Below are 12,218 nucleotides of genomic sequence, written 5' to 3'. Positions count from 1 at the left end.
CTTCTTTCAACAAGAAAGAAGGTTTTTGAGTATGCTAGCGACAGGGATCGAACCTGCGACCTCTTGCTTACCATGCAAGTGCTCTACCTACTGAGCTACACCAGCGTCTTGGAAAATTATATCACGTTTAAATTTATTTAGGAAGCGCTTTTTTAAATTTTTTTATTGGTATATTCTCTAATTGGCGTCTTCTGAAATTCGCACTTTCTACAAAGTTCCATATTTTATGTTAGAACTTCTCACATAAATTGTGTGAATTTTCTTTTTTTATATTACCCTTAGTAAAAGAGCTTACAAAAGAAAGGAAGAAAATAGATGGAACAACAACCAACCATGACCAAATCAAAAACGGCAACTCCCTACCCAAGAGACTGCACGTTCAGCCTGGAAGATTGGACGACGCTCGCTAAGTATTGGTACCCCGTCGCACGCTGCAGTGATGTAACTGAGAAACCAACGTCTGTAAAACTGCTAGATGTAAATCTAGTTCTATACCGCACCACACACAAAGTTGTAGCGGCACGCGATTTATGCGTTCACCGAGGGACCCCGCTTAGCATGGGCTGGGTGGAAGATGATGAAATTGTCTGTCCTTACCACGGCTTCCGCTACGCAACGGACGGCGCATGCACGTCGATTCCAGCTCACCCTGACGCCAACATTTCTCCCCGCCTCTGTATGGCCGTCTATCCAGTTATTGAACGATTTGGATTAGTTTGGACTTCCCTGACAGGAGAACAAGATAACCTGCCTTACTTCAATGCGTGGGAAGACCCTGATTTTCAGCAAATTGTTTGTCCGAGCTTTGATATCATGGGTTCAGCCGGTCGTCAAATGGAAGGCTTTTTAGACGTAGCTCATTTTGCTTGGGTTCACACGGACACATTTGGTGATCGAAACAACGCCTTTGTGCCTAAATATAAAGTAAGCGATACAGACTATGGGCTTCATGTAGAATATACGAGCACCGTGAGCAATTATTCCAAAGAACAGCAGCATTTAAATCCACCTGATTTTAAATGGCTTCGCGTCTTTGATGTTTATCCGCCGTTTACAGCTACGCTAAAAGTATACTTCCCAGAAGGCGCAGAGCTGTGGATTATGAATGCAGTCTCTCCTATTTCAGCCCGCGAAACACGTTTATTCGCGCCAATCGCTCGAAACTTTGACAAAGATTCTCCCGTTGAAGGTGTGTATGACTTTAACCTTCGCGTCTTTGACGAAGACCGTGAAATGGTTGAAAATCAAAAACCTGAAGACTTGCCTTTAGACCTGCAGATGGAAGCGCATATTATGGCTGATCAAACGTCTATCGGCTACCGGAAATTATTAAAGAAAATGGGCTTAAGCTTTAGATATACAAGCTGAAAAAATCCCCGCTGTCTCAGCGGGGATTTCTTTTTTATTTAGCAAACTGCTCGCGTCCTGCTTTTTCCTTTATCATTTCATCTTCACTTGCCGGCGTTGCTCGTTTCATAAACAATGAAAGAATTAAGGCAACCACCACTAGGACTACAGAGATAGCAAACGCATCGTTAATCCCTTGTACCATTGCCTGCATCCCAATCTGCTCTTTCATTTGAGCTGCCCCGGCTGCGGTTGCATTAGCTGCTCCTGCTCCGCTCATTGCATCTTGAGCGAGCTCTTTTGCATGAGTAGCTGTACGGTTTGACATCACCGTTACTAAAAGAGCCGAACCAATAGCTCCCGATACTTGTTGAAGCGTATTGTTCATGGCAGTACCATGCGGATTAAAGCGCTGCGGCAGCTGATTTAATCCGTTTGTCATAACCGGCATCATCACCATAGACATTCCGAACATGCGAAGCGTGTAAAGCGTAATGAGCGTTGTATACGTCGTATCAAGCTCTAAGTTACTGAAGAAATACGTCGTAACAGCTGTAATCGTTAGACCCGTTACAGCCAATGCACGCGCTCCGAATTTATCAAATAATTTTCCGGTAATCGGTGACATTACACCCATTAGCAGCGCACCTGGAAGCATTAGTAATCCTGAATGAAGCGGAGAGATGCCTCGTACCGTTTGAACATAAATTGGCATTAGCAGCATGGCTGAGAATAATGCCATTGTGATCACCATCGAAATCGTTGATGATAAAGCAAACATTGGATATTTAAAAATGCGGAATTCAAGCATCGGTGTTTTAAGCTTGAACTGACGTGTAATAAATAAAATCAGCGCCACAGCTCCTACGATAATGGTACCGTATACTTCCACAGAATCCCAGCCTTTATCCCCTGCTGAGCTAAACCCGTATAGAAGTCCGCCAAATCCAATTGTAGATAGCAAAAGGGATAAAAAATCCAAATTGATTTCCACTTTTTCTTTTTTGTCTTTTAATAGGAAGAAAGCGCCTATTAATACAATGGCTGCGATTGGCGTAACAAGGTGGAACAGCATTCTCCACTCATAGTGTTCAATTAGCCATCCTGATAATGTAGGACCAATTGCCGGAGCAAAAATCATAACTAAACCGAAAATCCCCATCGCAGCTCCGCGTTTTTCTAATGGAAAACTTGTGAGCAATACGTTCATTAAAAGCGGCATCATAATAGCTGCGCCTGACGCTTGAATAATACGAGCGGTTAACAACACAGAAAATACGGGCGAAGCACCTGCAAGTATTGTTCCTGCTGTAAATAAAGTCATCGCCGTTAAAAATAAGCCTCTGACAGAATAGCGCTGAATTAAAAAAGCGGTAGTTGGAATCATAATACCATTCACTAACATATAACCAGTAGAAAGCCACTGGACAGTTGACGTTGTCACATCTAAGTCTTTCATAATAGACGGCAGCGCCACATTTAATAACGTTTCATTCAATAATGAGATAAAAGCGCCAATTAACAAAATAGCAATTATGCCATAAGGCGGCTTTTCCATTTGATTTATCGATCGACTCATTATTGTACCTCCTTATACTTTAGGTTCATTTTTTTAGACACGTGTTCTACATAGAGTATATTATACTGTGAGTTCAATTTATGCAAGTGAAAAATCTTACGTTCACGTTCTTTACTTTCTCAACTTTTTTAGTCCTATAATCCTTTTATACCAATATATTGTCGTGATATCGTTCAGTTTTCTGAAAAGAACATTTGTGTAAACGCTTTAAATCATGTATCATAAAGTTGGACCATGAGTCTAATTTTATATTTAGGTGATAATAATGAATAACCGAAAACAGCAAGTTGTAAAAAATGCACACCATCTCTTCGTTGAAAAAGGATTTCAAGCTACGTCTATTCAAGACATCATTGATTATAGCGGCATTTCAAAAGGAACATTCTACAACTATTTTTCTTCAAAAAATGAATTATTAATCGCTGTTTTTACATGGCTTCATACGACCATTGAACAAGAGCGGAATCAGCTGCTGGTTGGTAAAAGTCTGACCGATGTAGATGTATTTATTAAACAGATCGATGCACAGATGAAAAACCATCACAAACACAAATTTTTTACATTACTTGAAGAAGTATTTGTTTCCAATGACCCTGATTTAAAAGCATACATAAAAAAAACCCAGTTTATTGAAGTAAACTGGTTCTACAAACGGTTCATTGATTTATTTGGTCAAGAAAAGAAACCTTACCTGCTAGATTGTGCAATTATGTTTCTTGGCATGCTTCACCGCAACTTTCACTATAACTTTATGGTCAATGGTACAAAGACTGATCCCCATGAGATTATAACTTACAGCGTTAAGCGTCTGCTTCCTCTTGTAGACGAAGTAGCAAATTCAGGAGACATTTTGCTCGATCCGCAAACGATTAAAGAATGGCTTCCATCTTGCCCAAATACTAAAAATCAAATAGAACAGGACATTTCCGCAGCACTTATCGATTTAAAAAAGCAGGTTCACAAACAATTTACGGATGAATTTGAACGTCAAAAATGTACAGAGCTTATTAGTTTTATTGAAGAAGAGCTGTTTAAACAATCAAATCCCCGCAAGTTTGTTGTGGATAGTGCCCTTCATTCATTAAAGCAGCTGCCTGTTAACAACAGTAAAACGAACCTAGAGGAACTGCAAACGATGATTGATCAGTATGTGAGTGAACTTCAATCAACAGCTAGAAGCAACTAAACATATGAAATTCACGCTCACCATGACAACAAAAAACGAACGATTATGATTTTTTAATTAATCGTTCGTTTTTTTGTAATTCCAACTAAAATACTTTTATCCCAGCCTCTTTTTTATTTTCCTCCAGTAAACGAAATTCCTTTAATGAAATATTTGTTAAAAAACGCATAAATGAGCAAAATTGGAAGTGTAAAAACCATGGAAGCTGCCATAATATAGTTCCAATAACTGATATACTGACCTTTAAATGTGTTAAGGCCTAAAGTCAACGTGAACATATTTTCATCAGACATCACAATTAAAGGCTTCATAAAATCATTCCAAAACCCCATAAATACAAAAATCGTTTGTGCTGCTAAGGCAGGTTTTGCAAGTGGAAGGACTATTTTGAAGAATGTTCCAAACTTCGATAACCCATCCAACTCCGCTGCTTCTTCAAGCTCTTTTGGGAAATTAATAAAAAATTGACGCATCATAAATATAAAAGTCGCATTTACCATTCCCGGTACAATCATTCCCTGATAGGTATTTAACCAGCCTAACTCTTTTAAAATTAAAAAATTAGGAATCATCGTTACTTGTCCAGGAATCATAAGCACCGCTAAAATAATAATAAATAAACTTTTCTTTCCCGGGAAACTGAGGCGTGCAAGGGCATAACCAGCCATTGAGTTAAATAGCAAATTCAGAGCTGTTCCTACTACGGCAATAAATAAGCTATTAAACATCCAGCGAGGGAACAGCTTTTGTTCCACAAAAATTTGTTTATAGTTGTCTAGCGTAAAGTGTTTCGGAATAAAGTTCACCGTACCTGACACAATTTCTTCTAGCGTTTTAAAAGAAGCGGACAGCGCCCAAATAAATGGAATCAGAGTAATCAGCGCGTATATGCTTAAAATCGTATATAAAATGAGGACTCCTGTTTTTTTCTTCATCTTTTTCTCCCCCCCTTAGTACATACTTTCTTCTTTTGAAAACTTTCTCTGAATAACCGTTGCCACCAAAATCACGAGCGCCAGCATAAAGGCTAGTGCTGCAGCATACCCCATAGTACCTAAATTTTTAAATGCATATTGATAAATAAGCAGAACAACAGTCAGAGTCGAGTTATTAGGACCTCCTGAACCTCCTGAGAAAATAAACGATTGATCAAATAACTGAAACGTACCAATCAGTCCCATGATCACTACGAATGATGTAACCGGTCGCAGATTCGGAACTGTAATATGCCAAAATCGTTGAAATACATTAGCCCCATCTAACTGAGCTGCTTCATAAAGCGAATCTGGTACGTCTTGCAAAGCTGCCAAATAAATAACCATAAAAAATGGAGCTGTTGCCCAGATGTTCATAATCATAATGGCAATCAAAGCGACCTGAGGATCTCCAAGCCAATTGTAAGTTGGAAGACCAACAAACTTTAAAAACTCGTTCACAATTCCATTTTGATTGTACATCCACATAAAAATAAGCGTTAATACAGCCGATGATGTAAGTGTAGGTAAAAAATAAATAATGCGAAAAACTTTTTCTGCTTTTAGCCCTGCATTTAATGTGGCAGCCAGTATAAGTGCCAATGCGGTTTGTACCGGTACAACAATTACTACATACTTCACCGTATTCCAAAGAGCAATTTTAGCTTTCTCATCTTCAAGAACCTTCATGTAGTTCTCAAGCCCTCGAAAATGGAACTCAGTTCCTCCCAGCAATTGAACTTTATGTAAAGACAAAAAGATGGCATAAAAAATAGGTGCAATAACAAACAGCAATAGTACAAACAGTGTAGGCGTCATAAAAGCATATCCTTGCCCTACATCACGAGGTTTGTACGTTCGTATTTTTCCGTTTTTCATTTCCTCCACTCCCCCGCCGAGCCTTATTCGTAAATACTAATCTCTTGATTTGCCTGCTTTTGTGCTTTTTTCAAAGCTGTCTCTAAATCACTTTGTCCCAAAAAGGCGCTTAAAAACTGGTTATTAAAGTTATTCATGATAATAGGCAAATACGGACCATCTTGCCAGACAGTTGCATAAGCAGCTCCTTTTACTAATGGACCTCGTTTTTCGTCTTCAGCAAAACCAAGCTTATCCGCTACGGATTTTCTTGTTGGCAATGCATAACCCTTGCTTGTCCAAGTTTCCATTCCTTCTTTCCCGGTTAAGTACTGAATGAGCTCCCAAGATGCTTTTTTCTTTTTTGAGTCAGCATTCATTACATACGCGACCGTAAATGCCATCGTATTTTTATGACCGTTTATTGTCGGAACTTCCGCTGTACCGTAATCAAGTTTTGGGAAGGACTCCTGTAAAAATGGAATCATCCAATTCCCTTCAATCACCATAGCTACTTTTTGTTGTGCAAACATGTCCGTACCTGAATTTGCGCCTACATCAGAGGGCTGTACAGACGTTTTATCTTTTAAATGCTGATCGATGAGCGGCTGAAGAGAATCCACGACTTCTTTCGTAGCAAAGTTTGCCTTATTGCTCTTTACAATGTCTCCTCCGTTTGCCTGCGCCATGTAGAAGATACGCGCTAATTCCGGCGTAACACCAAACGCTTGAATCCCTTTCTTTTTAAATACTTTTGAAACTTCTTTAAACTCATCCCATGTTTTTGGTACTTCTACTCCTGCTTCTTTAAATAGCTTTTTGTTGTAAAATAAGCCTAATGTGGAGTAATCTTTTGGAAAACCATAAGTCTCTCCATTTTTTTGAAACGCTTTCAATAATGGTTTCTCAAAATCCTGAACATCAAAATCAGATTTTACATAAGAATTTAAAGGTTCTAAAACCCCTGTATTAATAAGACCCGGCGCTTCAAGTGCATCAAGATAAAAAACATCTGGACCATTTCCACCTATTAAACGCGTTTTTAGAATATCCATGTATTGATCAGTGATTACTTCATGCTTCACATGAATTGATGGATGGAGTTTTTCAAAGTCTTGAATAGTTTGATTAAGCAGCTTCGTCTCTGTTGGGTTGCCTCCCCAGCCGGCTAATACAATTTCGACTTGACCATTTTCCCCGGAAACTTCTTGTACATTTGAACATCCAGTTAAAGCTGCTCCAGCCACTGCCAGAACCAAACTTAAAGCGAGTATCCACTTCTTCATTAGCTGTCTCCTTTCATTTCATTGACCTGCGGCTTATTAATTGACGCTTAATAAGCCGCGGTCGAAGTAACATTAACCTACATAATTTCTTACCTTACATTGAGATAGAAGCTCGTATTTTGTCGTATTTTCTTTCACGTAAATAATAGTTTCGCTTTCTTCTTTTTTAACCGTTAATGAAAGTTTCCCACTGCCAATCACAAGGTTTTCTACAGAGATTTCATTCATATCGTCTATGAACAAAGGATTTATCTGTATAGTACCTGCTGTACTATCAGGAAACAGTCTTAGCATCGCCTGTACGAAAGCTAAAGGCGTTCCGGCTGCCCAAGCTTGAGGTGAGCAGGCAACGGGATATTTGACAGGCTTGCCAAGGTTACTTGAATAGCCGCAGAATAACTCTGGAAGGCGGTCGTATTCAAAATGCTCAGCTGCATCAACCAGCCCTTTTATCACTTTATTGACTTCTGTTTGCTTGTTCGCTTTACTCAAACCGAGAACAATTAAACTATTATCGTGCGGCCAAATGCTCCCGTCATGATAACTCATTGGATTATAACCCGCTTCTCCTTCTGCCATTGTACGAATTCCATATCCCGAAAACATAGATTCTGATACTAGCCTTTCCGCTACTTTGTTCAGCTTCTCCTCATCCATCATCTCGGCTAAAAGTACATGACCTGGATTTGACGTAATCGTTCCTACTTGATGTTTATGTTCATCAAGTGCAATGGCATAGAATGACACGTCTTCCATCCAAAAGGCTTCATTGAACTTTTTACGCAGCAGCTCAGCTTCTTCACGTAAACTATTTGCTTCATTTGTTTTGTTTAACTGATCATACAAAGAAGCAATACCCATTTTCGCTTGATATACGTAGCCTTGTACTTCCACTAAAGCAATAGGAGTTTTTGCATATTCACCGCTGCGATGGACAACAGAATCCCCTGAGTCTTTCCATCCTTGGTTAGCAATTCCTTTACTTGATTCTTGATGGTATTCAAGAAATAAATCACCGTCTCGATCTCCATATTCATTGATCCATGTCAAAGCTCCATCGACAGTCATTTGCATTTCTTTTACAAACTCGAAGTCTCCCGTCCACTTCACATATTCCGTTAACAAAATTAAAAATAATGGTGTCGCGTCAACTGTTCCGTAATATGGAGTAAAAGGTATTTGATTTGTGTTGGCTAGTTCTCCGTAACGTATTTCATGCATAATTTTACCCGGCTGTTCATCACGCCATGGATCATTTGCCGTTCCTTGATATGCTGCCATAGTACGTAGCGTTCCTTTTGCTACTTCCGGATTAAAAGCCAGCATTTGAAGCGCTGCAATTAGACTATCCCTTCCAAATGGCACACCAAACCAAGGCAATCCAGCTACAGGAAAAGCACCGAATCCTACATCCGTTAGCAGTACGCGCAGGTCGTTAAGTCCTCTTGTAATAAGGCGCTGCATTGTCGGATGATCGGTTGTCACTTTTGTAGAAGATTTTTCCCACTTTTTATATGACTGCGTTAGTAAACTAAATGCTTCACCAGCTGATAAAATATTTTCATTGATGTCTTCGCCCATTTGCGGCTGAACCATTAATGTAATTTCTTCTTCTTCCTGATGGTTCAGTTCGAAAGAAAACATAACCTCTCCTTGTTCATACACGTGTGAGGCTTTTTTATCCCAAGAAATCCATGTCGAACGCTTGATATCATCTGATCCTTCGTATGTATATATTAAACTGCTTTCCCCTTTTATTTGCCCTGTTCTTTTTCCGACATTTCCAGTTTGAAAACCTCTTACGATAAACATATCGTTAAAATCGACATCTGCTTGGATACTTAATGTAAAAGCAATTTTTTTAGGAAAATAACTTTTCAATTTTATTTTTTCATAGAAAACACCCTCATATATAAAGCGTTTTCTTTCTATTTCTACAGACTCTCGCCACAGCGATAGTTCTCCTTCTTTTTCCATATGCGGATTAGTAAGAAGAATTGTGGCTAACAGGTTTTCGTCGGCACTTGAGGACAATAACACAGGATCTGTACCGTTAATTTTCAAATGAAATTTGCTCAAAAAACGCGTATCTTTCATATATAGCCCTAAACCATACTGATGGTTTTCAGTGATATTTCCTGCTTGATCTGTTAGTAAAAATAAGTCATTTTCTTTAATCACACGGTAATCCATTTCCATCCCCCTAAATTTTACCGAAACGTTTTGGAAAAACGAAGCACAAAACCGAAACGTTTCGGTTTTTACATTATATAAAAACCACTAGCCGTGGTTTTTAGCTGTTGATTCTCGAATAATCAGCTGTGTATCAAGATAACGCTTCATATTTGTTTCTTTCCCTTCTAGCATCTCAATTAGTAAATCTGCAGCTTCATAGCCAATCTGATATACTTCCTGCCCTACAGTCGTCAAATTTGGAGACGAGTAAGAAGCAAGAACAATATTATCATATCCGACAATCGAAACGTCTTTTGGTACATCAAGGCCAAGTTCTTTGCATGCTTTTAATGCTCCCAGTGCCATTAAATCACTTGCACAAAAAATAGCGGTGAGCTCTTTATACTTATTTAAAAGCTCACTGGCAGCTTTCTCTGCTTTCTTTTCTTCAAACTTTCCGCTTACAACCCATTCAGACCGAAACGACAAACCGCATTCTTTGAGGGCTTGTCTGTATCCATTGAGACGTTCTTGGCTGACAAATGCGTCTTCATGTCCGTTAATCATCCCAATATTCTGATGGCCAAGACTCGCTAAATGTTCAACCGCTTTTTTAGCTCCCAAAGCATTATCGGTGGTGACATAGCCTACTGAACTAGAATGGACGGGAATATCAACTAAAACACAAGGAATATCGCTTTCTACTACTTCTTTTAAATAAGGATCTTCTTTTTTGATGCCCTGAATAATTGCCCCGTCCACTCTTCGCTCTCGACAAAGCTGAGTATACGTTTTTTCTCGCTGCATCATCGTGTTTGTATTAAATAAAATCAAGTCATACCCCAAAGTAGATGCACGCTCATTTACACCGCACAATACTTCAAACGTGAAATTATCTTTTACGCTCTCTCTGCTGATGCCTGAAACTAGTAGTCCAATTGTCTTTGACTTTTGCATAACCAATCCTCGAGCTAACGTATTGGGGCTATAGTCCAGCTCTCTTGCTACGGCTGCAATCTTTTGCCTTGTTTTTTCATTTACATCTGAATAACCATTTAAAGCCCGAGACACCGTTGTTACAGATACGCCGGCAACTCGCGCTATATCTTTAATCGTTGTCAATCAAAATTCCTCCAAAACGTTTCGGATAACTTTAAATAGATTGTAACGCTTTCATTTCTTAAATTCAATACTTTTTTAATAATCAGTTTACTTTTATCTATTTTTAAAATTTTTGCATATAAAAAGAGCAGCCCTAAAGCTGCTCTTTACTCACAAAGGGGAAATTGAAGTGAAAAGCACGTTTCTTTTCCTTTTACGCTAGACACACTTACTTTTCCCTTCATATAATGAATAATACTGAAAGATACCATCGTTCCAAGCCCCGTACCTTTTTCTTTTGTTGTAAAATACGGTTCGCCTAACCGGTTGATTTGTTCTTGCGTCATACCGCAGCCTGTATCCATAATATCAACGATCACAACTCCGCCTTCTTTTCCTACTTTAATAGTTAACGTGCCTCCGTTTTGCATGGCTTCAATACTATTTTTAAATAAGTTGATTAGACACTGCTGAAGCTTTCTTCTTTCTCCCATTACGAAGAACTTCACTTCTTCATCGAATGTAAAATCAATCGCGACTCCGTTCATATTGGCAAGAGGCGTCATAATATGGGTGACGTGATGAATTTCTTCTGACATATTCATTTTTTCATTTCGTTCTGGAGCGGAATTGGCAAATAGCAAGTAATCATCAATGATTTCTTTTGCGCGGTCTAGTTCATTAATAGCAATCGAAATGTAGCGTTTTTTAGCAGGTTCTTTTTCATCTTCTTGCAGCATTTGCATAAATCCTCTGCTTGCAGTTAGAGGATTTCGCACCTCATGAGAGATGCTGGCGGCTAAATGACTGACAATTTCTAGCTTTTCTGCTTTCATCAGGCGCTGCAGCACTAATAAATTTGCCCGTATCGCTTCCCACAGTATGGTAATCACAAACATGCCTGCCACATCTAAAACAGCGAACTGAACCCACACGCTAATAGGAATGCTTGTTACGTGTAAGATGAAAATAGATACAAGCATAGCTAATAAAGAACCAATTACACTAAGACAGGTGCTCACGATAATTCTATTTTTTAATGAGAAATGTAAAAAGTATTTTGTTATGAAAAATAAAGGAATGGATAAAATCGGAAGAGCAATTAATGTTGATAAAAACCCTACATCGTACCCGCCAATTAGCAAGCGCAGCAGTAAAATAAAGACAAAAAGCAAGCTTCCTAGCGGCCAGCCTCCATATAACGTTCCTAAAATATAAGGAATTCTTCGTAAATCCATTCGATAGTCATCCGGGACATAAGCTCCGTTAACCGGAAACAAAAGGCAAAAGGTAATAGCTAAAATCGGAAATACCGCGATATAGTGATCTTTCCACCAATGAACTTTTTTAGCATACTTGATCAAATAAAACATCTGCACTAAAAACAGCGCCAATAAAATAAATAAAAAATTAATTAACAAATCTTTCGTAACAAAACTCATGCATTCACCGGTCTTTCAAATGAGATAAAAATAAACTCTTTTATTGCATTTACATTTGTAACACAAATTAGAGCGTAATCATAGATAAATAAACGTATTCTATTTACTTTTTTATAACTTCCTATGACTTTATCGTCCGTTCCCTAAAATAGTGAAGACTAAGAAAACCTTTTCAACTTCACTAAAAATATTCAGAATTTTATTTACATATGAGTTACAATGCTCTATAATCAGATCAATGTACTTGGTTTTGAGAGTAGGAGGACAAAA

At 38.6% G+C, this 12,218-nt stretch carries 9 protein-coding genes and 1 tRNA gene; 2 read left to right on the top strand and 8 right to left on the bottom strand.

Annotation, left to right across the window (positions count from 1 at the left end):
• Positions 1–32 precede the first annotated feature (32 nt).
• A tRNA-Thr gene (locus ACNHOZ_RS05020) sits at positions 33–105 on the bottom strand.
• 210 nt (positions 106–315) lie between these two features.
• On the opposite strand from ACNHOZ_RS05020, the gene ACNHOZ_RS05015 reads away from it, so the two are divergent.
• Positions 316–1,368, top strand: coding sequence for an aromatic ring-hydroxylating oxygenase subunit alpha (locus ACNHOZ_RS05015; RefSeq protein ID WP_048019948.1), 1,053 nt, complete (start codon positions 316–318; stop codon positions 1,366–1,368).
• Between the two features lie 34 nt (positions 1,369–1,402).
• Here the strand turns inward: ACNHOZ_RS05015 and ACNHOZ_RS05010 are convergent, their stop codons facing one another.
• Positions 1,403–2,926, bottom strand: a complete 1,524-nt coding sequence (locus ACNHOZ_RS05010) for a DHA2 family efflux MFS transporter permease subunit (protein WP_048019947.1) — start codon at positions 2,924–2,926, stop codon at positions 1,403–1,405.
• Between the two features lie 265 nt (positions 2,927–3,191).
• Between ACNHOZ_RS05010 and ACNHOZ_RS05005 the strand changes: the two genes are divergently transcribed.
• Complete coding sequence (locus tag ACNHOZ_RS05005; protein WP_255902978.1) at positions 3,192–4,112, top strand: TetR/AcrR family transcriptional regulator; 921 nt, start codon at positions 3,192–3,194, stop codon at positions 4,110–4,112.
• Between the two features lie 113 nt (positions 4,113–4,225).
• Here ACNHOZ_RS05005 and ACNHOZ_RS05000 read toward each other — a convergent pair whose 3' ends face one another.
• The 6 genes from ACNHOZ_RS05000 to ACNHOZ_RS04975 all read right to left on the bottom strand — a co-directional run bounded on the left by ACNHOZ_RS05000 (position 4,226) and on the right by ACNHOZ_RS04975 (position 11,948).
• Positions 4,226–5,047 carry a carbohydrate ABC transporter permease gene (locus tag ACNHOZ_RS05000; protein WP_014458643.1) on the bottom strand — a complete coding sequence of 274 codons (822 nt, stop codon included), beginning with the start codon at positions 5,045–5,047 and terminating at the stop codon, positions 4,226–4,228.
• 15 nt (positions 5,048–5,062) lie between these two features.
• Positions 5,063–5,965, bottom strand: a complete 903-nt coding sequence (locus tag ACNHOZ_RS04995; RefSeq protein ID WP_048019944.1) for a carbohydrate ABC transporter permease — start codon at positions 5,963–5,965, stop codon at positions 5,063–5,065.
• Positions 5,966–5,988: 23 nt separating this feature from the next.
• The gene (locus tag ACNHOZ_RS04990) at positions 5,989–7,230 is read right to left on the bottom strand and encodes an ABC transporter substrate-binding protein (protein WP_048019943.1); all 1,242 of its coding nucleotides are present in this window, start codon (positions 7,228–7,230) and stop codon (positions 5,989–5,991) included.
• Between the two features lie 72 nt (positions 7,231–7,302).
• On the bottom strand, positions 7,303–9,423 hold the full coding sequence (locus ACNHOZ_RS04985) for an amylo-alpha-1,6-glucosidase (protein ID WP_063248323.1): 2,121 nt from the start codon (positions 9,421–9,423) through the stop codon (positions 7,303–7,305).
• Between the two features lie 87 nt (positions 9,424–9,510).
• Positions 9,511–10,527, bottom strand: a complete 1,017-nt coding sequence (locus tag ACNHOZ_RS04980; RefSeq protein WP_048019941.1) for a LacI family DNA-binding transcriptional regulator — start codon at positions 10,525–10,527, stop codon at positions 9,511–9,513.
• 146 nt (positions 10,528–10,673) lie between these two features.
• Positions 10,674–11,948: an ATP-binding protein gene (locus ACNHOZ_RS04975; protein WP_048019940.1), complete on the bottom strand. Its 1,275-nt coding sequence runs from the start codon at positions 11,946–11,948 to the stop codon at positions 10,674–10,676.
• Positions 11,949–12,218 lie beyond the last annotated feature (270 nt).

The organism is Priestia sp. D51 (genome assembly GCF_053345675.1).
Note: the sequence above shows the minus strand (reverse complement) of the source record. Positions and strands in the feature narration are given on the sequence as shown.